The sequence below is a fragment of the Pantoea sp. ACRSC genome, assembly GCF_022346785.1.
Lineage (GTDB): Bacteria > Pseudomonadota > Gammaproteobacteria > Enterobacterales > Enterobacteriaceae > Pantoea > Pantoea alvi.
Genome location: NZ_JAKRNN010000001.1, coordinates 322,972 through 344,182, shown reverse-complemented (window position 1 = coordinate 344,182; position 21,211 = coordinate 322,972). Strand labels below are relative to the sequence as shown.

The 21,211-nt window shown below is 60.6% G+C and carries 20 protein-coding genes and 1 pseudogene; 9 read left to right on the top strand and 12 right to left on the bottom strand.

The features are described 5' to 3' along the window. Nucleotides 1-182 precede the first annotated feature (182 nt). Nucleotides 183-758, top strand: coding sequence for a DedA family protein (locus MHZ97_RS01730; protein ID WP_103794889.1), 576 nt, complete (start codon nt 183-185; stop codon nt 756-758). Here MHZ97_RS01730 and MHZ97_RS01725 read toward each other — a convergent pair. Continuing rightward, on the bottom strand, nt 755-1,537 hold the full coding sequence (locus tag MHZ97_RS01725; RefSeq protein WP_103794890.1) for an SDR family oxidoreductase: 783 nt from the start codon (nt 1,535-1,537) through the stop codon (nt 755-757). The two genes, MHZ97_RS01730 and MHZ97_RS01725, sit on opposite strands and share 4 nt — an antisense overlap. Nucleotides 1,538-1,655: 118 nt before the next feature. Between MHZ97_RS01725 and MHZ97_RS01720 the strand changes: the two genes are divergently transcribed. The 3 genes from MHZ97_RS01720 (at nt 1,656) to MHZ97_RS01710 (ending at nt 5,294) form a co-directional block, all read left to right on the top strand. Beyond that, on the top strand, nt 1,656-3,470 hold the full coding sequence (locus MHZ97_RS01720; protein WP_239312615.1) for a glycoside hydrolase family 15 protein: 1,815 nt from the start codon (nt 1,656-1,658) through the stop codon (nt 3,468-3,470). Nucleotides 3,471-3,655: 185 nt separating this feature from the next. Next, the gene (locus tag MHZ97_RS01715) at nt 3,656-4,750 is read left to right on the top strand and encodes a L,D-transpeptidase family protein (RefSeq protein WP_239312634.1); all 1,095 of its coding nucleotides are present in this window, start codon (nt 3,656-3,658) and stop codon (nt 4,748-4,750) included. Between the two features lie 67 nt (nt 4,751-4,817). Continuing rightward, complete coding sequence (locus tag MHZ97_RS01710; protein WP_103794893.1) at nt 4,818-5,294, top strand: glutathione peroxidase; 477 nt, start codon at nt 4,818-4,820, stop codon at nt 5,292-5,294. A 125-nt stretch (nt 5,295-5,419) separates the two neighbouring features. Here the strand turns inward: MHZ97_RS01710 and arsC are convergent, their stop codons facing one another. The 4 genes and pseudogenes from arsC to MHZ97_RS01690 all read right to left on the bottom strand — a co-directional run bounded on the left by arsC (nt 5,420) and on the right by MHZ97_RS01690 (nt 8,777). Continuing rightward, entirely contained in the window at nt 5,420-5,848 is a 429-nt protein-coding gene (gene arsC / locus MHZ97_RS01705; RefSeq protein ID WP_103794894.1) for a glutaredoxin-dependent arsenate reductase, read from the bottom strand. 48 nt (nt 5,849-5,896) lie between these two features. Then, nucleotides 5,897-7,180, bottom strand: a complete 1,284-nt coding sequence (locus MHZ97_RS01700; RefSeq protein ID WP_239312637.1) for an arsenic transporter — start codon at nt 7,178-7,180, stop codon at nt 5,897-5,899. Nucleotides 7,181-7,269: 89 nt separating this feature from the next. After that, on the bottom strand, nt 7,270-7,623 hold the full coding sequence (locus MHZ97_RS01695) for a metalloregulator ArsR/SmtB family transcription factor (RefSeq protein WP_239312640.1): 354 nt from the start codon (nt 7,621-7,623) through the stop codon (nt 7,270-7,272). Nucleotides 7,624-7,756: 133 nt separating this feature from the next. Continuing rightward, nucleotides 7,757-8,777: pseudogene (locus MHZ97_RS01690) on the bottom strand (transporter). Nucleotides 8,778-8,942: 165 nt separating this feature from the next. Between MHZ97_RS01690 and MHZ97_RS01685 the strand changes: the two are divergent. Beyond that, a complete protein-coding gene (locus MHZ97_RS01685; protein ID WP_239312642.1) occupies nt 8,943-10,547 on the top strand; it encodes an inorganic phosphate transporter in 1,605 nt (534 codons plus the stop codon). Between the two features lie 17 nt (nt 10,548-10,564). On the opposite strand, the gene MHZ97_RS01680 is transcribed toward MHZ97_RS01685, so the two are convergent. From MHZ97_RS01680 to MHZ97_RS01665, 4 genes are all read right to left on the bottom strand, one after another. After that, nucleotides 10,565-11,752: an MFS transporter gene (locus MHZ97_RS01680; RefSeq protein ID WP_103794899.1), complete on the bottom strand. Its 1,188-nt coding sequence runs from the start codon at nt 11,750-11,752 to the stop codon at nt 10,565-10,567. 72 nt (nt 11,753-11,824) lie between these two features. Then, nucleotides 11,825-12,775 carry a tRNA dihydrouridine(16) synthase DusC gene (dusC, locus tag MHZ97_RS01675; protein WP_239312645.1) on the bottom strand — a complete coding sequence of 317 codons (951 nt, stop codon included), beginning with the start codon at nt 12,773-12,775 and terminating at the stop codon, nt 11,825-11,827. 4 nt (nt 12,776-12,779) lie between these two features. Then, nucleotides 12,780-14,129 (bottom strand): ATP-dependent RNA helicase RhlE, encoded by a 1,350-nt coding sequence (gene rhlE / locus MHZ97_RS01670; RefSeq protein ID WP_103794901.1) that lies wholly within the window; start codon nt 14,127-14,129, stop codon nt 12,780-12,782. Between the two features lie 208 nt (nt 14,130-14,337). Then, on the bottom strand, nt 14,338-14,730 hold the full coding sequence (locus tag MHZ97_RS01665; protein ID WP_103794902.1) for a YbhQ family protein: 393 nt from the start codon (nt 14,728-14,730) through the stop codon (nt 14,338-14,340). A gap of 179 nt (nt 14,731-14,909) precedes the next feature. Between MHZ97_RS01665 and MHZ97_RS01660 the strand changes: the two genes are divergently transcribed. The 3 genes from MHZ97_RS01660 to MHZ97_RS01650 are packed head-to-tail and all read left to right on the top strand — an operon-like array spanning nt 14,910 to nt 17,880. After that, complete coding sequence (locus MHZ97_RS01660; protein ID WP_103794903.1) at nt 14,910-15,671, top strand: endonuclease/exonuclease/phosphatase family protein; 762 nt, start codon at nt 14,910-14,912, stop codon at nt 15,669-15,671. Then, nucleotides 15,668-16,912 (top strand): cardiolipin synthase ClsB, encoded by a 1,245-nt coding sequence (gene clsB, locus MHZ97_RS01655; protein ID WP_239312648.1) that lies wholly within the window; start codon nt 15,668-15,670, stop codon nt 16,910-16,912. The genes MHZ97_RS01660 and clsB overlap by 4 nt, the downstream gene beginning before the upstream one ends. Then, complete coding sequence (locus MHZ97_RS01650; RefSeq protein ID WP_103794905.1) at nt 16,912-17,880, top strand: lysylphosphatidylglycerol synthase domain-containing protein; 969 nt, start codon at nt 16,912-16,914, stop codon at nt 17,878-17,880. The genes clsB and MHZ97_RS01650 overlap by 1 nt, the downstream gene beginning before the upstream one ends. Before the next feature lie 51 nt (nt 17,881-17,931). Here the strand turns inward: MHZ97_RS01650 and MHZ97_RS01645 are convergent, their stop codons facing one another. Together MHZ97_RS01645 and MHZ97_RS01640 are read right to left on the bottom strand one after the other, a co-directional pair. Next, nucleotides 17,932-18,639: a Bax inhibitor-1/YccA family protein gene (locus MHZ97_RS01645; protein WP_103794906.1), complete on the bottom strand. Its 708-nt coding sequence runs from the start codon at nt 18,637-18,639 to the stop codon at nt 17,932-17,934. Nucleotides 18,640-18,731: 92 nt separating this feature from the next. Beyond that, nucleotides 18,732-19,826: a DUF1615 domain-containing protein gene (locus tag MHZ97_RS01640; RefSeq protein ID WP_239312651.1), complete on the bottom strand. Its 1,095-nt coding sequence runs from the start codon at nt 19,824-19,826 to the stop codon at nt 18,732-18,734. Nucleotides 19,827-19,975: 149 nt separating this feature from the next. Here MHZ97_RS01640 and MHZ97_RS01635 point away from each other — a divergent pair, with 149 nt between their 5' ends. Next, a complete protein-coding gene (locus MHZ97_RS01635; protein ID WP_239312654.1) occupies nt 19,976-20,761 on the top strand; it encodes an OBAP family protein in 786 nt (261 codons plus the stop codon). On the opposite strand, the gene moaE is transcribed toward MHZ97_RS01635, so the two are convergent. Further along, a complete protein-coding gene (moaE, locus tag MHZ97_RS01630) occupies nt 20,758-21,210 on the bottom strand; it encodes a molybdopterin synthase catalytic subunit MoaE (protein WP_103794909.1) in 453 nt (150 codons plus the stop codon). The genes MHZ97_RS01635 and moaE overlap by 4 nt on opposite strands. Nucleotide 21,211: the final 1 nt, after the last annotated feature.

The following is a 21,211-nucleotide window of genomic DNA, read 5'->3' as shown; positions in this document are numbered from 1 at the left end:
GCCCCGAATCCACGTCGCCGATCCCTCAGGCAGCATCACCTCAAGTATAAACGGCGTTGCTGCTTTTGTAGCCAGCGCGGCGGCAATCGGTAAAAAATAGTTACCGGCAGAGCCGCCTGCCTGAAGGATTTGCCGAAGCGGTATAGAATGTAGAGATGGCTGACTGAACAGGGAGTTTACTTTTGCATTTCGATATCAACGGATTAATCACGCAATATGGCTATCTGGCGCTGCTGATCGGCTGTATCGCCGAAGGAGAAACCTTTACGCTGCTGGGCGGCGTGGCGGCCCATGAAGGACTGCTGAACTTTGCTGGCGTGGTGCTGGCGGCGATGGCCGGCGGCGTGATCGGCGATGAGTTGCTCTACTGGATCGGCCGTCGCTACGGCACGAAAATTCTGCGCAAGCTGAAGAAACATCAGGATAAGGTGGGCAAGGCTAATCGGCTAATCCAGCGTCATCCCAGCCTGTTTGTGATCGGCGTGCGCTTTATGTACGGCTTTCGCATTATCGGCCCGATTATTATCGGCGCCAGCCACCTGAAGCCGCTGAAGTTCCTGCTGCTGAATATTATCGGCGCGGCAATCTGGGCGACAATTTTTGTCGCCCTGGGGTACTTCGCCGGCGGTATTATCGCCCCCTGGCTGCACAAACTCGACCAGCACCTGAAGCATATTCTCTGGCTGGTCGCCGCGGTGCTCTTCGCCTTCGCGCTGCGCTGGGTGATCCGTCGCTGGAACACCCGCCGCGCCGGTTAGATATCTTTCCCGCCGTAGAACTGCGGATTGGCCAGCATAAAACCGCCATCGACGACAAAGGATTGTCCGGTGGTGTAGCTGGCCCACTCTGAGCAAAGCCAGGCCACCAGGCTGGCAATCTCCCGCACGTCGCCCGGCCGTCCAATGGGAATCTCCGGCGTCTTAATCTTCTGCGCGTCGCCGTCGCCCATATTGTTCATCGGCGTGGCGATCGCGCCGGGTGCCACCGAGTTCACCAGAATATTATGGTTGATCAGGCTGATGGCCATCGACTTGGTCAGGCCGCCCATGGCGTGCTTCGCCGCCGTATAGGCGACGGCGTCGGGCAGCGGCGTATGCTCATGCACCGAGGTGATGTTGATAATCCGTCCGCCATCGCCCTGCTCCACCATTTTGCGCGCGGCGATCTGCCCGCAGACAAAGGCGCCATCAACGTCGACGCTAAAGACCTTACGCCACTCCTCAAACGGCGTGTCGAGGAATGGCGACTTAGCGTTGGCGCCCGCGTTGTTGACCAGCGCGTCGATGCGGCCCAGCTTGTCGATCAGCGCCGAGAGCGAGCGGCCGCCCTCCTGGGGATCGGCGAGATCGAGATGAATGATTTCCGCGCGGCGGCCTTTGTCGCGCACCAGCCGCGCCGTCTCCTGCGCGCCCTCTTCATCGGAACGCCAGGTGATGCCGAGATCGTAGCCCTGCTCCGCCAGCATCAGCGCGCTGGCGCGGCCGATGCCGGAATCAGATGCGGTAACGACGGCGACTTTGTTCTGTGGTGTGGTCATGATTGCCTCCTCAGGATATCGGGTAAGCTGAAGTATAGAAGCAATCCCGGTATGTCCAGCGGCGGCCGCTTTTGCCGGTTTGGCTATAGTTAACAGATTGCCCGCTATGGAGATAAGGATGAGCACGATAAAACGCCCGATCGAAGATCACGGCATTATTGGCGATCTGCGCACCTGCGCGCTGGTGGCCAACGACGGCACCATTGACTATCTCTGCTGGCCGGCGCTCGACAGCCCCTCGGTGTTCGCTGCCCTGCTCGACAGCGACGACGCCGGGCTTTTTTCGCTGGCGCCGGAGTGGGAAAACGTGCGTCGCCAGCAGCTCTACCTGCCGGATACCAATATTCTGCAGACGCGCTGGCTGGGTGCAGAGGGGGTCGCGGAGATCACCGACTATATGCCGATCTGCGACGACGAGAAAAAGCAGCCGCGCCTGGTGCGCCGGATCAAAATGGTGCGCGGCAGCGCCTGGTTTAGGATGCGCTGCGCGCCGCGTCACGACTACGCGCGCGCCGAAACCCGCGCGCAGGCCGCCGGCGACTGCATCGATTTTTACGCGGAGAACCAGCCGACGCTGCGGCTCGCCGCCACCGTGCCGCTGACCTGCGAAGCGGACGCCGCCACCGCGCATTTTGAACTGAAGTCAGGGGAGCACGTCGAGTTTGAATTTGGCAATCAGGAGGACGCGCGCATCGGCGCCGTCGCCACGGAAACCTGCTTCGAGGAGACCATTAACTACTGGCGACGCTGGAGCAGAAAAAGCACCTACAGCGGACGCTGGCAGGAGATGGTGCAGCGCTCGGCGCTGGCGCTGAAGCTGCTGACCTCCAGCCAGCACGGCTCTATCGCTGCCGCCGCCACCTTTGGCCTGCCGGAAGAGCTGGGCGGCGAGCGCAACTGGGACTATCGTGCCTCCTGGATACGGGACGCCTCATTCAGCATGTATGCGCTGATGCGCCTCGGCTACGTCGACGAAGCGAAACACTTTACCCGCTGGGTCGGCCGCTGCGTCGAGAACAGCCACCACGACGAGATGCGCCTGCAGGTGATGTATCGCCTCGACAGCGGCGTTGAGCTGCATGAGATAGAGCTGCTTAATCTCTCTGGCTACGCCAACTCGCGCCCGGTGCGCATCGGCAATGACGCCTGGCAGCAGACGCAGCTCGATATCTACGGCGAGCTGATGGACGCGGTCTATCTGTCGAACAAGTATGGCGAGGCGATCTCCGAACGCGGCTGGCAACACGTGGCGCAGATGATCGATATGGTATGCGAAAGCTGGAACCAGCCCGATGCCGGTATCTGGGAGATGCGCGGCGAGCCCGAGCACTTTCTTCATTCACGCCTGATGTGCTGGGTGGCGCTGGATCGCGCGCTGCGCCTCGGTATGAAGCGGTCGCTGCCGATGCCCTACGCCCGCTGGGACAGCGCGCGCAGCGAGATCCGCGCCGATATCTGGCAAAACTTCTGGAACGCCGAGCGCGGCCATTTCGTCTCGACCCGCCACGGCGATCATCTTGACGCCTCGATGCTGCTGATGCCGCTGGTGCGCTTCGTCGGCGCAACCGATCCCGAGTGGCTGTCGACGCTTGACGCCATCAAGCGCGAGCTGGTGAGCGACGGCATGGTGCGCCGCTATAACATCGACGAGACGCCCGCCGACGGCCTGAGCGGCTCGGAAGGCTCCTTTGGCGCCTGTTCGTTCTGGTACGTGGAGTGTCTGGCGCGCGCCGGGCGCATCCACGAGGCGCACTTTGAGTTTGAGAAGCTGCTGAGCTACGCCAATCCGCTGGGGCTGTACGCCGAGGAGTTCGACAATCACGGCCGTGCGCTGGGCAATATGCCGCAGGCGCTGACCCATCTGGCCCTGATCAGCGCCGCCTTTTTTCTCAACCGCAAGCTGAGCGGCGAAGTGACCTTATGGCAGCCCTGAGCGGCTTCGTTATTGCGGCAGGGAGGCCCGATAACACAGTCGGTTACCTAAAGTCTGCGATGGCTGCTAAAATCCTGATTCACAACATCGAAACAATGCCCATATAATGTGCAGCCGGCCACGCTGACCGGTACGGGTTCGATAAACTGACAAGCCTGCTAACAGGCCATAACGACTTGTAAAATATGAAAATGATTCGCGCGTTTGCTTCAATGGCTCTGGCGCTGGCTGCATTCAGTCAGTCCGCCTTCGCTGTGGTTTACCCCTTACCAGCCGCCAACAGCCGTCTGGTTGGGCAAAATATTGAGATTACCGTCCCTCAGGACAACAAACTGCCGCTGGAAGCCTTTGCGGCGCAGTACCAGATGGGCCTCAGCAATATGCTGGAAGCCAACCCGGGCATGGACGTCTACCTGCCGCAGGCGGGTAAAAAAATGATCATTCCGCAGCAGTTGATTCTGCCTGACGCCCCGCGCGAAGGCATCGTGATCAACAGCGCGGAGATGCGCCTTTACTACTATCCGAAAGGCACCAAAACCGTTGTGGTTCTGCCGATCGGTATTGGTGAGTTAGGCAAAGATACGCCGATTAACTGGACGACTAGCGTACAGCGCAAGAAAGCGGGTCCGACCTGGACGCCGACCAAAGCGATGCACGCAGAGTACGCTGCGCGCGGTGAGAACCTGCCGGAAGTCTTCCCGGCCGGCCCAGACAACCCGATGGGCCTCTACGCGCTCTATATCGGTCGCCTGTACGCCATCCACGGCACCAACGCCAACTTCGGTATCGGCCTGCGCGTCAGCCACGGCTGCGTGCGTCTGCGCGCCGACGATATCAAATGGCTGTTTGAGAATGTGCCGGTCGGCACGCGCGTGCAGTTTATCGACCAGCCGGTTAAAGCAACGGTGGAGCCGGACGGTTCGCGCTACGTAGAGGTGCATAACCCGCTCTCAACGACCGAAGAGCAGTTTAACTCGCGCGAAGTGGTGCCGATTACCCTGACCTCTGCGGTCACGAAAGTGATCACCGACGCCAGCGTCAGCCAGGATCAGGTCAACGCGGCGATTCAGAACCGCACCGGTATCCCGACCAAAGTCAACGGCGTTGCCGACAGCGTGCCGACCGCGCCGACCGAAGTACCGGAAGCGCCAGACGCACAGCCAAAAGAAGAGCCGATGACGCCGGTTACGCCGCAGGGCGCGAACATTGTCGATCCGAATGCTGCACCGCAGGCACAGCCTGCTGCGCCAGCGCCGGCTCCGGTTAATAACCCTTCTTAAGGGTTGCTGGTTTATCGCTGTTATCAAAGCCCGCTTCTGCGGGCTTTTTTATTCTGAGGATCGCGCCATGACCGCTTTTCATCAACTTACCGCCACCAGCCTGCGTGGCGAGCTTATTCCGATGGCTGACTACGCTGGCAAGCTGGTTCTCGTGGTCAATACTGCCAGCCATTGTGGCTTTACGCCGCAGTACGCAGGTCTTGAAAGGCTTTACAAGAAGTACGCCGACCAGGGGCTGGTGGTGCTGGGTTTTCCCTGTAACCAGTTCGGTAAGCAGGAGCCCGGCGGGGCCGACGAGATCGCGCAGACCTGCCACGTCAACTATGGCGTGAGCTTTCCGATGTTTGAGAAAGTGGCGGTCAATGGCGCCTTAACGCACCCGGTGTTTGGTTATCTGAAAGAGGCGCTGCCCGGCGTGCTGGGCGGGCGCATTAAATGGAACTTTACCAAGTTCCTGATTGGACGCGACGGCAAGCCGCTGAAGCGTTTTGCGCCGATGACGACACCAGAGAAAATGGAAGCGGCAATTCTTGCGGCGCTTTAAAGCCTGGCGGCTCGCAGGCTCCGCGCAGCTCTCAGAGCGGATCGGCCAGCTCAGCATCTAAAAAAGCCGGCATCTGCCGGCTTATATTTTTACGTTAATCCTGTTACTGACAGCAGGCTGGAAAATCAGCGACCGACGCGGTTCCCATCTTGATCAATGACCTGTTCGCCATCTTCTTTGGTAAAAGGGGCCTGCTGCGGGTTTGGCAGAATATCCAGAACCCCCTCAGACGGCCGACAAAGCTTTGTGCCGAGAGGGGTCACAACCACCGGACGGTTGATGAGGATGGGATATGTCAGCATGGCATCCAGCAGTTCGTCATCGCTGAATCTCTCCTCTGCCAGTCCGAGCTGCTCATACGGCTCCGTATTCTTACGCAGCAGCGCGCGCACGCTGATCCCCATATCCGCAATCAGCTTTTGCAGCTCGTCGCGCGCTGGCGGCGTTTCCAGATACAAAATTACCACGGGTTCCGTGCCGCTGTTGCGGATAAGCGCCAGGGTATTACGCGACGTCCCGCAGGCCGGGTTGTGGTAAATGGTAATGTCAGACATAAGCGGTGCTCCGTTAAGGCGCTGCCCGCACGCAGCACCCGATTAAGGTTAAACAGTCAGGCGCAGGGCCAGCGCGGCCAGCGTCACAAAAAGCACAGGCAGGGTCATTACGATGCCCACGCGAAAGTAATAGCCCCAGCTGACGGTGATATTTTTCTGTGCCAGTACGTGCAGCCATAGCAGGGTTGCCAGGCTGCCGACAGGGGTAATTTTCGGACCAAGATCGCAGCCGATAATGTTGGCGTAAATCATCGCCTCCTTCACCACGCCCTGAGCGCTACTGCCATCAATGGAGAGCGCACCAACCAGCACGGTGGGCATGTTGTTCATCACCGAAGAGAGAAAGGCCGTCAGAAAGCCGGTGCCCAGCGTGGCGCCCCATACGCCGTGCTCCGCAAAGCGGTTCAGGGCGGCAGAGAGATAATCCGTCAGGCCGGCGTTGCGCAGGCCATACACAATGAGGTACATGCCCAGCGAGAAGATGACTATCTGCCAGGGCGCACCTTTCAGCACCTTACGGGTATCGATCGCGCCCCCTTGCCGGGCCACCAGCCAGAGAATAGATGCTGCCACCGCGGCTACCAGACTGACCGGGACGCCGAGCGGCTCCAGAGCAAAAAACCCGGCCAGCAGCAGAAACAGCACCAGCCATCCGGCGATAAAGGTTTGCTTGTCACGAATGGCATTCCGTGGCGCCTTCAGCTTTGCCAGGTCATAGGTGACCGGGATCTCTTTACGGAAAAAGAGATGAAGCATAACCAGCGTAGCCGTGACGGAGGCGATATTGACCGGCACCATGACGGCTGCATATGCGCCAAACCCCAGCTTAAAAAAGTCCGCCGTAACGATATTGACCAGGTTGGATACGATAAGCGGCAGGCTTGACGTGTCCGCGATAAAGCCTGCTGCCATCACAAACGCCAGCGTGGCGCCGGGGCTAAAGCCCAGCGCCAGCAGCATAGCAATAACGATTGGCGTCAGGATAAGCGCCGCCCCATCATTGGCGAACAGTGCCGCTACCGTTGCGCCCAGCAGAACAATCCAGGTAAAAAGCAGCCTGCCTCTGCCGCCTCCCCAGCGTGAGACGTGCAGTGCAGCCCACTCAAAAAAGCCGGACTCATCAAGCAGCAGGCTGATGATGATAACCGCAATAAACGTGGCCGTGGCGTTCCAGACAATCTGCCACACGGCCGGAATATCCCCGATATGCACCACGCCGGTCAGCAGCGCCAGAGTGGCCCCGATAACCGCACTCCATCCAATACTGAGTCCCTTTGGTTGCCAGATAACCAGTACCAGCGTCAAAACGAATATCGTGCCCGCCAGAAACATACGTTCTCCTTTAATAAACCGCCCGCCTGGACCATTAAATGTCCTCAGCGCGTATAGATACGAAAAAACAGATATGTATAGTTAAATTTTTAAATGCAGACAGGCTTGCCGTTAGTGGTCACGTTTTCCCGCTCAGCCTGCTGGCTGAGATGCAGAATGCGATCCCGCTGGCACAGGTAAGCCTGTTCAATGACCGCTGCCGCCCAGGCAGGCATATGCGGCGACAGCCGGTAATAGATCCATTTGCCATCGCGCCTGTCGATAAGCAGACCGCTCTCTCTGAGCAGCGCCAGGTGGCGGGAAATTTTTGGCTGAGCTGCCCGGAGAATAGAGGTAAGCTCACAGACGCAAAGCTCCCCTTTTTCGCGCAGCAGCAGCACCACGCTGAGTCGGGTTTCGTCAGATAACGTTTTGAAGAGCTGAAGAGGATTAAGCTGAAGCATGACGACTCCTGTCGCTGAAACAGGAGTAGTATCGCTGCGTGCGGATTGACGATCAACTACACATTCGAAAAAACATATATCTGACCAGCCAGGATTTTCTCTTTTCCAGGCCGGCTTTGCCCTTCGCCTCCCCTCACTTCCCCGGCCTTCTCAGCGCCAGCCAGCCCGCGACAAAGGTAAACGCCAGCACCACCAGCACCAGAATCAAAAAGCCGTGCGGATTACCCGCCAGCGGGATGCCACCGACGTTCATACCGAAGAAGCCAGCCACGATATTGATCGGCAGCGCCAGTACGGTAATGACGGTTAACAGAAACAGCGTGCGGTTGCTCTGCTCCATCAGGCGCGCGGCAATCTCCTCCTGCAGCAGCCGGATGCGCTCCATCAGGCTGGCGAGGTCGTTAAGCACCACGCTGAACTCCTCGGTAAAGGCGCGCAGTTCGCGCAGCGTATCGCGATTCAGCCACGCAGGCGGACGATTCAGCAGGCGAAACAGCGCGGCCGGCTCCGGCGCCAGCAGACGCTGAATGCGCAGCAGCATGCGGCGCAGCTGCCCCAGCTCGCTGCGGTTCGCCTTGATGGCCGGGCTAAGCAGCCGCTCCTCAATCGCGTCCACCGCAAGGCTGCTGCGCCGCACCACCTGCTCCAGCTGGCGCTCCTGCTCGCCCAGCAGGCTGAGCAGCATCTCTTCGGCGTTGCGAAAGGCGCACGACTGCAGGCGCTGATGCATACGTTCAATCATCGCCACCTGACGATAGCGCGCGCTGACCAGCAGCTGGCGCCGACACCAGATCCAGAGCGTGGCGTTCTGCGCGCTGTGCTCTTCCTGGCTAAAGGTGACGTCATTAAGGATCGCCATCAGCGCTTCCCCCTGCTCCGCCAGCCGGGTGCGCGACGAGGCGGAGTGAATCTCTTCAAAGAAATCTTCATCAACCTGAAAATGGCTCTGAACCCAGTGCTGGGCGCGGGCGTGATTGAGATTGATATGCAGCCAGAGAAACTCGCCGGCGCGGCCGCTCGCCTGCCTGCACCGCCTCGCGCGCGTTGAGGCGGCGCGGCGGCGCGTCTGGGGAGATCAGGTAGCCGTAAATTAAGCCGGCGACCTCGTCGTCGAAACTGGATTTATCAGGGGCAAGCAGTAGCTCAGCAACCATGGATGGAGTAGATGTCAGGGCGGACCAGATCCACAGCCTGATGCAGAGTGATGACAGAATAATGACAGCGGCCCGGCAACATCATTGTTCTGTCATATAAAACGCGTATCCCTGCCAGTAATGGGTGCGATCAGGGCGCACCCGCCACTCTCCACCGAGGTGTTTATGAGCGAAAACAGCCTGTCGTCATCCCCATCGGTTGCCGGACGTCCTAATCTTACCGGCAAGCGCAGCCGCTTTTCAAAACCGCTGTTTGTGATTCTGCTGGTCGCCGGACTCTCCTTTGCCGGGTTTAATCTCTTTAGCGACGTGCAGGAGACCGACACGCCGGTCACCAGCTACGTTCCCTTCTTTTTGCTGGGCCTGGCGCTGGTGATCGCGCTGGGGTTTGAGTTTGTCAACGGCTTCCACGACACCGCTAACGCAGTGGCGACGGTGATCTATACCCACTCGCTGACGCCCGGCGTCGCGGTGGTCTGGTCAGGCCTGTGCAACTTTCTCGGCGTACTGCTCTCCAGCGGCGTGGTGGCGTTCGGTATTATCTCGCTGCTGCCGGTAGAGCTGATTTTACAGGCGAGCAGCGGCGGCGGCTTCGCCATGGTCTATGCGCTGCTCTTCTCCGCCATTATCTGGAACCTGGGCACCTGGTATCTCGGCCTGCCCTCCTCCTCTTCCCATACGCTGATCGGTTCGATTATCGGCGTCGGCGTCGCCAATGCGCTGCTGCACGGCCGCAGCGGCATGAGCGGCGTGGACTGGGATCAGGCGATTAAGATCGGTTATTCGCTGATCCTCTCGCCGCTGGTGGGCTTTATCTGCGCCGCGCTGCTGCTGCTGGCGATGAAGGCCTTTATCCGCAACCGCGAGCTGTATGAAGCGCCGCAGAGCAACGAGCCGCCGCCAGCCTGGATCCGCGGCGTGCTGATCCTGACCTGTACCGGCGTCTCCTTCGCGCACGGCTCCAACGACGGCCAGAAAGGCATGGGGCTGATTATGCTGATTCTGGTGGGCACCATGCCGATCGCCTATGCGCTGAACCGCTCGCTGCCGCCGGATCAGATCCCGCGCGTGGCGGCGCTGGCGCAGGTAACGGAAAACCAGCTGCTGCAGCTACAGCCCGCCAGCGCCCGTCCGCCGGTCTCGCGCGACGTGCTTACCGACTACGTGCGCACCGGTCAGATGAACCCCAACGTGCTGCCCGCGCTGGCGCTGACGCTGGGCGATATCAGCGAGCAGATCCGCCGCTACGGCTCAATGGAGAATATTCCGGCGCAGGCGGTGTCAAACACCCGTAACCAGATGTACCTGACCTCGGAGTCGATCAAGCATATTCAGGCCAATAAAGTCGCGATGCCGGAAGAGACGCAGCGCAATCTGACGGCGATTAAGCAGGAGCTGGACAGCGCCACGCGCTTTATTCCGATGTGGGTGAAGGTGGTGGTGGCGATTGCGCTGGGCCTCGGCACCATGGTGGGCTGGCGTCGCATCGTGGTTACCGTGGGTGAGCGCATCGGCAAAACCCATCTCAACTACGCGCAGGGTGCCAGCGCTGAGCTGGTGGCGATGGCGACCATCGGCGCGGCGGACAGTTTCGGCCTGCCGGTTTCCACCACCCATGTGCTCTCGTCCGGCGTGGCGGGCAGCATGGCGGCCAACCGCTCCGGCCTGCAGCTCGCCACGCTGCGCAATCTGGCGATGGCGTGGATCCTGACGCTGCCGGTCTCTGTTCTGCTGGCCGCCGGGCTCTACGCCCTTTTCTCGCAGTTTTGATGGCTGACGGCGCGGCGTTACGCCGCGCCGCTATAGCGCTGCATCAGGCGCAGCGTAATGGCGAAGGCGCCCAGCACCATTATCGCCGCCGCCAGATAGACCGACTGCATGCCCCAGTAGCCAATCAGCAATCCCGCCACCGGGCCGGTCAGGCCGAGTCCCAGATCGAGAAACGCCGAGTAGACCCCGAGCGCCGAGCCCTGATCCTGCCGCTCTACCTGCTTTACCGCCTCCACGCCCAGCGCGGGGAAAATCAGCGAAAAGCCGCAGCCGGTCAGCAGCGCGCCGAAATCCACCAGCAGGCTGCTCTCTGCCTGCCAGATAATCAGCAGCCCGGCGCACTCCAGCAGCAAGGAGACGATAGCGACGCGCAGCCCGCCGAAACGCGTAATGGCACGGCTGAAGAGCAGGCGAAACAGCACAAAGCCGAGGCTAAACAGCGACAGCGCGAAGGCGGCGCCGCTCCAGTCGCGGCTGGCGAAATAGAGGGTAATAAAGGTCGAGATAACGCCGAAGCCGATGGTGCCGAAGCCGAGCGCCAGGCCAAACAGCCAGACGCGCGAAAAGACGCGATGAAACGGAATGCGCTGCCCCTGGCTCACCTCGACCGCCGGTTTGCGGCTCGCCAGCAGGTAACCCACGACGCCCATCAGCGCCACCAGACCCGCAAAGCCGCTGATGCCCAGCCCCTGGTTCAGCATCACCCCGAGCGGCGCGCCAATCGCCATCGCCAGGTAGGTGGCGACGCCGTTCCAGGAGATGACGCGTGCGGTCTGCAGCGGCCCAACGATGTTCATGCCCCACAGCGTGGAGCCGGTGCTGCTGAAGCTTTCGCCGACGCCGAGGAACAGGCGTCCGACTGCCAGCAGCAGCAGGCTGATCGACGGCCAGTCGCGGCACAGCGCGGCGATAATGGTCATCACGCCGCTCATACCGCAAAGCAGCGTGCCGAGCATAACTACTCGCTTTGGCCCCAGGCGATCCGCCAGCCGGCCCGACTGCGGACGGCTCAGCAGCGTGGCGAAATATTGCAGGCTGATGATCAGCCCCGCCATAAACGAGCTGAAGCCGAGCTGGTTATGCACGAATCCCGGCAGCACCGCCAGCGGCAGCCCGACAGAGAGATAGCAGAAGAAGGTGAAGATCAGAACAGAGAGAATGCGTTTGTTGAGTTGACCGTTAGTCAGTACCGCGACATCAGACATAGCAGGCTGGCTTGTTGTGAAAAATGGCTTTCACTATACGCTTAGCCTGCTAATGGGTCGCCTGAATTTTTGTCACAGGGCCAGAGCAACGGCCTGCAGGTCGATCGCCTCGGCGATAGCGGAGGAGTGTTTCAGCGCGCGAATATTGGTAAACAGACCGTCGGCCTGCGGATAGGCTTTGCGCAGGTAGCCGAGCCACTGCTTAATGCGCGCGACGTGGTAGAGGCCGGTATCGCCCTGCTTCTCCAGCCGCGTGTACTTCTGCAGCAGCGCCACCACCTCTGGCCAGGCCATCGGCGCCTCGTTGTACTTCACGACACGACTGAGGTTCGGCACGTTGAGCGCGCCGCGACCGATCATTACCGCATCGCAGCCGGTCGCTTTCAGACACGCCTGCGCGCTCTGCCAGTCCCAGATCTCGCCGTTCGCCACTACCGGGATGCGCAGCCGCTGGCGGATCTCGCCAATCGCCTGCCAGTTGATCGCCTCAGCGCGGTAGCCATCCTCTTTGGTGCGGCCATGTACCACCAGTTCGCTGGCGCCCGCCTGCTGCACCGCGTCGGCGATTTCAAAGCGCCGCTCGCCGGAATCCCAGCCGAGTCGCACTTTTACCGTGACCGGCAGATGCGACGGCACCGCCTCGCGCATCGCTTTCGCGCCGCGATAGATCAGCTCGGGATCTTTCAGCAGCGTGGCGCCGCCGCCGCTGCCGTTCACCAGCTTCGAGGGGCAGCCGCAGTTGAGATCGACGCCCCAGGATCCCAGCTCGGCGGCGCGCGCCGCGTTTTCCGCCAGCCACTCAGGATGCTGACCGAGCAGCTGCAAACGCACCCGCGTGCCCGAAGGCGTGCGGCTGCTGTTGCGCAGCTCGGGACAGAGCCGGTAAAACGATTTTACCGGCAGCAGCTGATCCACCACGCGCAAAAACTCGGTGACGCAGAGGTCGTAATCGTTGACCTCGCTCAGCAGCTCGCGCACCAGCGAATCCAGTACGCCCTCCATCGGGGCAAGCAACACCCGCATGGCGTTACGCGGTTCCGGTTTTCTTCGCAGCCGGACGACGCGACGGACGCGCAGGCTTAGCGCCCTGCTCCGACTGGCTCTGACGGCGTGGCTGCGGCGCACGTTTGTCGCCCTGCGGACGTGAAGATGACGGCGCGCCGCCCTGTCCACGACCGCGACCGCGCGGCTGCTGTTGCTGGCCGCGACCGTTCTGAATCGGCTCCGCCTTGATGCTCGGATCCGGCTCGTAGCCCGGTACCGCCATGCGCGGGATCTCGCGCTTCAGCAGTCGCTCGATATCGCGCAGCAGCTTGTGCTCATCCACGCAGACTAACGAGAGCGCGGCGCCGGTTGCGGCGGCGCGGCCGGTACGGCCGATGCGGTGTACATAATCTTCCGCCACGTTCGGCAGCTCATAGTTCACCACGTGCGGCAGCTCTTCGATATCGAGACCGCGCGCGGCGATATCGGTCGCCACCAGCACGCGGATGGCACCGGTTTTAAAGTCGGCCAGCGCGCGAGTACGGGCGCCCTGGCTTTTATTGCCGTGGATCGCCGCGGCGGTGATGCCGTCTTTATTCAGCTGTTCTGCCAGGTGGTTGGCGCCGTGCTTGGTGCGGGTAAAGACCAGCACCTGCTGCCAGTTACCTTCGCCGATCAGCTGCGAGAGCAGCTCCCGCTTGCGCTTTTTGTCGACGAAATGCACCAGCTGCGATACCTGCTCAGAGGCGGTATTGCGGCGCGCCACTTCGACCTGCTCCGGGTTATGCAGCAGTTTTTCCGCCAGCGTTTTAATGTCGTCGGAGAAGGTTGCGGAGAAGAGCAGGTTCTGACGCTTCGCCGGCAGTTTGGCCAGCACGCGACGGATATCGTGGATAAAGCCCATGTCCAGCATGCGATCCGCTTCGTCCAGCACCAGCACTTCGATCTGCGACAGATCGACCGCGTTCTGGTGCTCCAGGTCGAGCAGGCGGCCCGGCGTGGCGACCAGAATGTCGACGCCGCCGCGCAGTTTCATCATCTGCGGGTTAATGCTGACGCCGCCGAATACCACCAGCGAACGCAGTTCAAGATATTTGCTGTAGTCGCGCACGTTTTCGCCGATCTGGGCGGCCAGCTCGCGCGTCGGCGTCAGGATCAGGGCGCGTACCGGACGGCGGCCGCGGCCCGATGCAGCCGTCGTTGAGAGTTTTTGCAGCAGCGGCAGCGTAAAGCCGGCGGTTTTGCCGGTACCGGTCTGCGCGCTGGCCAGCAGATCGCGCCCGGACAGCACCACAGGGATCGCCTGGCGCTGGATAGGCGTAGGTTCACGGTAGCCCTGTTCAGCGACCGCACGCAAAATATCGGCGCTCAGGCCGAGAGAGTCAAAAGACATTAAGTGTTTTACTCCGGTCCGCCCTGACCGCGATTCACGGTGTAGTTTTCAGGGGGGAAAGTGACGCCAGCCGAGGGCTAACGTGTGAAAAGGGCACAAACTACGATGCGTAAGCCAGGCAGTGTAGCAGCTTTCGTCGCGGGGTGCGAGAAAGGCGAAAATAACAGGGGCCGCCTTGCGGCAGCCCCCGGATAGCGAACCCAGAAGGTTAGCTACGCTTCTTCTGGATGCGCCCTGCCGGCTCCTTCGCCAGCAGCGAGACCAGCGCCGGCCCTACCAGCATCACCACGCCCAGCATGCCAATCAGCAGGGCGTTGTGTATGTAGCGCGAGACGATAAACAGCGTCATCATCGCCGCGCCAAAATAGTAGGTGGTGGTCGCTTCTTCAAGATAATCACCGATGCTACGCAAACGAACACTACGCTGCAGGACCAGCATGGCGATAAACACCACGGCATAGGCGGCTACCAGCGTGCTGCACACTTCGATCAGAGCTTTGTGTTTCCAGCCCCAGATCAGCGCGGCGATCACCAGCGCATGCATAGCAATATGCACGCAGGTTTGTCCGGTGATGATTTGAACACGATTAGACCATTTCATTCTTTTCTCCTGGCAGACCCAACAGATCGCCCAAGTGCAACCGGCACAGGCCGGTAACGGTTTCCTCAATGTAAAGCAATTTTCGGATAACGCCCTAAATTTCCATCCTTATCCGCACCCGTTTGTGACAAAGACTACACTTTACTTTTGTTGCTGATGAAAAGGAGTGCGTCGAGAGTATGCCACAAACTAAGCAAGGATTTTCCTTTAAAGTCCTGACGATCAATACCCACAAAGGATTTACCACCTTTAACCGTCGCTTCATCCTGCCGGAACTGCGCGAAGCGGTACGCGCCACCTCAGCAGATATCGTCTTTTTGCAGGAGGTGATGGGCACCCATGCCGTCCACCCTCTGCATCACGAGAACTGGCCGGGGACGCCGCACTACGAGTTTCTGGCTGACACCATGTGGAACGATTTCGCCTATGGCCGCAACGCCGTCTATCCAGAAGGGCACCACGGGAACGCGATTTTGTCACGGTTTCCCATTCAGGAGTATGAAAATCGCGATATTTCTGTTGCAGGAAGTGAAAACCGCGGCATGTTGCACTGCAAAATCAGCCTGCCGGAGCCGCACGGCACGCTACACGTTATTTGCGTGCATCTGGGCCTGAAAGAGGCGCACCGCCACGCCCAGATGAAGATGATGTGCGACATGGTGGCCTCGCTGCCGCACGACGCGCCGCTGGTAGTGGCGGGTGATTTCAACGACTGGCAGCTGCGCGCTAATCACATTCTGAAGCATGGCGCAGGATTAAAAGAGGTTTTCAGCATGAAACACGGTCGCCCGGCGCGCACCTTCCCTGCGCGCTTTCCGCTGCTGCGGCTCGATCGTATTTACGTACGCAACGCCACCGTCAGCCAACCCTGGGCGCTGCCGCGTAAGCCCTGGTCGCACCTGTCCGATCACGCCCCGCTCGCCGTGGAGATCCACCTATGAATTTTGAATGGCGAGAAGGCAACAGTCTGCGCCTGCTGGAAAACGGCGAAGAATTTTTCCCGCGCGTATTCGGCGCGATTCAGCGCGCCGAGCGCAGCGTGATGCTGGAGACCTTTATCCTGTTTGAGGATGAGGTCGGCAACGCGCTGCACCGCGAGCTGCTGGCTGCCGCGCAGCGCGGCGTAAAGATAGAGGTGATGGTGGACGGCTACGGCTCGCCGGATCTCTCCGACAAATTTGTTAACAGCCTGACGGCTGAGGGCGTGCGCTTTATCTATTACGATCCGCGTCCGCTGGTCATGGGGATGCGCACCAACGTCTTCCGCCGCCTGCACCGGAAAATCGTGGTGGTGGATGAGGTTATTGCCTTTGTTGGCGGCATTAACTTCTCCGCCGAGCACAACACCAGCTACGGCCCGGAGGCGAAGCAGGACTACGCCGTCGAGGTCAAAGGCCCCATCGTTGACGATATCACCCGCTACGTGCGTGAGGCGATGGGCAGCGAAGCGGTAACGCGCCGCTGGTGGGGCGGCCGCTCCCATCGTCCGGCGGTTAACGCCACCCCCGGCAACGCCCAGGTGCTGTTCGTCTATCGCGACAACGACGACCACCGCGACGATATTGAAAAGCACTACCTCGATATGCTGCGCACCGCGAAAGAGGATGTGATTATCGCCAACGCCTACTTTTTCCCCGGCTATCGTCTGCTGCGCGAGATGCGCAACGCGGCGCAGCGCGGCGTGCGGGTCAGGCTAATCGTGCAGGGCGAACCCGATATGCCGATTGTTAAAGTCGGCGCGGAACTGCTCTATAACTACCTGGTCGATGCGGGCGTTGAAGTCTATGAATATATTCGCCGCCCGCTGCACGGCAAGGTGGCGGTGCAGGATCGTCAGTGGTCGACCGTCGGCTCCAGCAACCTCGATCCGCTGAGCCTGTCGCTTAACCTTGAAGCCAATCTGATCGTCTACGATCGCGACTTCAACCAGACGCTGCGCGACAACCTGGAGCAGCTGCTGGCGAAAGATTGCCAGCGCGTGCAGGAAGATCGGCTGCCGCCGCGCAACTGGTGGCAGCTGACCAAAAGCGTGGTGGTGTTTCACTTCTTACGCCATTTCCCGGCCATCGCAGGCTGGCTTCCCGCGCACACACCGCTGATTGCGCAGGTCGACCCGCCGGTTCAGCCGGAGATGGAGACGCAAGACCGTGTCGAAACAGACAATGAAGGGGCTAAATCCTGATGGCGGAAAAACATCCAAAGTGGAAGCTGGCGAAGAAGGTGCTGACCTGGCTCTTTTTCATTGCGGTGATTGTGCTGCTGGTGGTCTACGCGCGCAAAGTGAACTGGGAAGATGTCTATAACGTCATCGTCAACTATAACCGCCTCGCGGTGCTGAGCGCCGTCGCGCTGGTGATCGTCAGCTACCTGACCTACGGCTGTTATGATCTGATCGGCCGCGCCTACTGCGGCCACAAGCTGGCGAAGCGGCAGGTGATGCTGGTCTCCTTTATCTGCTACGCCTTTAACCTGACGCTAAGCACCTGGGTTGGCGGCGTGGCGATGCGCTACCGGCTCTATTCGCGGCTGGGGCTGGACAGCGCCACCATCACGCGCATCTTCTCGCTCAGCATCGCCACCAACTGGCTCGGCTATATCCTGCTGGCGGGGGTGGTGTTCAGCGCCGGCATGGTGCCGATCCCCGGCGGCTGGTTTATCGGCGAGACGACGCTGCGCATTATTGGCGTCGTACTGCTGGCGGTGGTGGCGATCTTTCTCTGGGCCTGCGCCTTTTCAAAGCGCCGCAAGTGGACTATCCGGCGTCAGACGCTGCAGCTGCCGTCGCTGCGCATGGCGCTGTTTCAGTTCGCTGTCTCTTCCGCTAACTGGCTGGTGATGGGCGCGATTATCTGGCTGCTGCTGGCGCGTCAGGTGGATTACCCTGTTGTGCTCGGCGTGCTGCTGATCAGCAGTATCGCCGGGGTGATTATTCATATTCCGGCCGGGATTGGCGTACTGGAGGCGGTGTTCCTGGCGCTGCTGAGCGGACAGCATGCGTCGCACGGCACCATTATCGCCGCGCTGCTCGCCTATCGCGTGCTCTATTTTATCCTGCCGCTGCTGCTGGCACTGGTGCTCTATCTGATGCTGGAGAGTCGCGCGAAGCATCTGCGCGCGAAGAATGAACAGAAACTGCAGAAGAGTGCCTAGTGCGACACTGCTCCATCCCGCCAGCCCGGCCGGGATGGAGCACTTTACCGGTTAACGACGGTTGCCGAAGATACGCAGCAGCATCAGGAACAGGTTGATAAAGTCGAGATAGAGCCTCAGCGCGCCCATAATTGAATAGCGGCGCAGCGACTCGCGGTCGCGCACGTCGATCTGCTCGCCAATCTGGCGCAGCTGCTGGGTATCCCAGGCGGTCAGTCCCACAAACAGCACCACACCGATATAGGTAATTGCCCACATCAGCGCCGGGCTTTTCAGCCAGTAGTTCACCAGCGACGCCAGCAGAATACCAATCAGCCCCATAAACAGCAGGCTGCCGAAGCGGCTGAGGTCGCGTTTCGTGGTATAGCCGTAAAAGCTCATCGCGCCAAACATCCCCGCCGTGATAAAGAAGGTGCTGGCGATAGAGGTATAGGTATAGGCGATAAAGATGCTGGCCATTGTCAGCCCGGTCAGGGCGGAATAGAGCATAAACAGCCCGGTAGCAACCGCGCCGCTCAGGCGATTCACCATGCCGGAGAGCACAAAGACCACCGCCAGCTGGGCGATAATCAAACCGAAGAAGGTCATACGGCTGGAAAAGATAAAGAACATAATGCGTTCGTTGCCCGCCGCATACCAGGCGACAAAGGCGGTGAGCAGTAACCCGCAGGTCATCCAGCCGTAGACCTGCGCCATATAGGTTTGCAGGCCGCTGGTCGCGGGCTGCACCAGAGAATCATTGCGTGGATATCGATCCATGATGCACCTCATGTAAGTGAAAAGGCGCCGGCAAGCCGACGGATATGCCTAATTGTGGCACAGCATAGCTTAACTGACCCACAACGCACGCCTCAGCGGCGCGATAAACACTGTTGGTAACGGCTGTCGACGCGCTGCGCGAACCAGGCCGTGGTGAGATTGCGGGTGATTTTCGGGCTCTCCAGCCTGATGCCCGGCAGCATCTCACGCGGCAGCGGGCGACCGGCCATCTTGTCCGCCAGCGCGAAAACCTGCTTCCAGAGCGTGCTGTCGCTGAAGCTCGCCTGCTCCCCTTTCTCCAGGTCGCGGCGAATGGCGCTGTCGCTCATATCAATCTGCTTCGCCAGGGTGCGCACCGCCAGCTCCGTCGCGCCCGCCTTGTCCGAACCGTAAAGGATCAGATCGCCATCCAGCGCCAGCTTCATTCCGGTGGCGCGCGCCACCGCCGCCTGGAAGGCCGCGTTGCGGCTGGCGTACCAGCCGGCGTTAAAGTCGGCGAAGCGGTAGAGCGGCTTGCTGTAGTCCGCCGGATAGCCAAGCAGATGCATAATGCCAAAGTACATGCCGCCGTGGCGGGTAAAGACCTCGCGACGAATCGACCCGTCTACCGGCCACGGATAGCCTTTGGCATGGGCTTCAGCAAAGCTGATACTCACCTGCATCGGGCCGCCGGTGTGGATCGGGTTCAGGTTACCGAACAGCGTCTGCCCCATCGGCACCATATCAATAAAGTCGTCGAAGATGGCGCTCAGCTCTTTTTCGCTGCGCACTTTGTCGAGCCGCGCCGCATAGCTCTCGCCGTTAGAGGATTTGATCAGCAGCGCGGTGCGCACCAGGAAGGCCGGCACATGCACTTTCGCCGCGCGGCGCTCAATTTCACCCCAGGCGATTTTCGACAGGCCGGGCACCGCCGCCTCGGCGCTGAAGTTCGACTCCTGATCGGCCACGGCGATGGCGGCGCACAGATTGCTGACGCTGGGGTCGATCTGCTGGGTGCGGAACGCGGTGTAGATATCTGTAGCCCAGCCGGGCTTATCGCTGACGTGGGCGGGCAGCAGGCGCTGAATTTGCGCCTTGACGTCGGCCGGCTGACGCACCGGCGCCTCGGGCGTTTTTTTGCTGCTACAGCCCACCAGCACCAGCGCGGCGAGCAGTGAGAAACGTTTGAGGGATGCGGAAACTGACATAGCTGTCCTTGCAGGAAAACAAACCCTTACCTTAGCACCGAAGCGCGGACAAACCATCAGACAGGGCGTAAATTCCCATGCTGCCGTCGCGCTTGCGTATCGCCGTTTCTCAGCCAGGCTGAGGTTTTCTCGCGTAAAAGGAAATAGTTATGCAAAAACTCTGGCTCGGTGCCGCCATTGCCCTGCTGCTCAGCGGCTGTGGCGCAAATAATACGCCCGCTCAGGTCGCCTCGCCCGGTGCGCCCACCTCGGCAAAAATGAAAGCGCTCGCCACCGGCGCAGACCTGCTGCAGTCGCGTCCGCCCATTGAGGCGATCAACACCTATCTCGACGGCTTTCACTTCTATAACGGCGACCAGAATGGCCAGATGGAGGCGCACCACTACGTGACGGTGCTGAACGACGACGTGATGCAGGCGGTAATCTACGACGGCAACACCAAAGACGCGCGGCTGATGGGGGTGGAATACATTATCAGCGCGCGGCTCTATCAGAGCCTGCCGCCGGAAGAGAAAAAGCTGTGGCACAGCCATGAATATGAGGTGAAATCGGGCACGCTGATTGCGCCGGGCCTGCCGCAGACGGCGGACCACGCGCTGATGGCGCGCATCGCCAACACCTACGGTAAAACCTGGCACACCTGGCATACCGATCGCGATAAAACCCTGCCGATCGGCATACCGGCGCTGATGATGGGCTTTACCGCCGACGGCCAGCTCGATAACCGCCTGCTGGCGGATCGCGACAAACGTTTTGCTATCGACAGCCGCAAGCTGCGGGCGTCGCGCGCCGATATTGTCACCCAGCCGGTGGTGCCGGGCGCCAACGCCTGGCAGCGCGGCGAGGTTATCCAGCTAAAACGCGTCTCCGGCGGCGGCGAACACGCTCACGGCAAGACCCATTTCGGTCCGGCGGAGCAGCTCAGCAAGCCTTAATCCCAGCGCTGCGCGGCCTGATGGTCGCTGTCGCGGGCGTCGACCCAGCGATCGCCCTGGGCGGTGGCTTCACGCTTCCAGAAAGGGGCGCGGGTTTTCAGGTAGTCCATAATAAATTCCGCGGCGGCGAAGGCGCTGCCGCGGTGCGCGCTGGTGACGCCGACAAACACAATCTCATCGCCAGGGAACAGCTCGCCGATGCGGTGGATAACGCTGACGCGCTGGAGCGGCCAGCGGCTGCGCGCCTCCTCGACAATTTCGTGCAGCGCTTTTTCCGTCATCCCCGGATAGTGCTCAAGGGTAAGCGCGGCGACGCTGTCGCCCAGATTGTGGTTGCGCACCTTGCCGGTAAAGGTCACCACCGCCCCATCTTCACTGGAGGTTGAAAGCCAGGCGTACTCGTCAGCCATGCTGAAAGGCGCCGCGCCGACGCGAATTTGCGTTGCCATC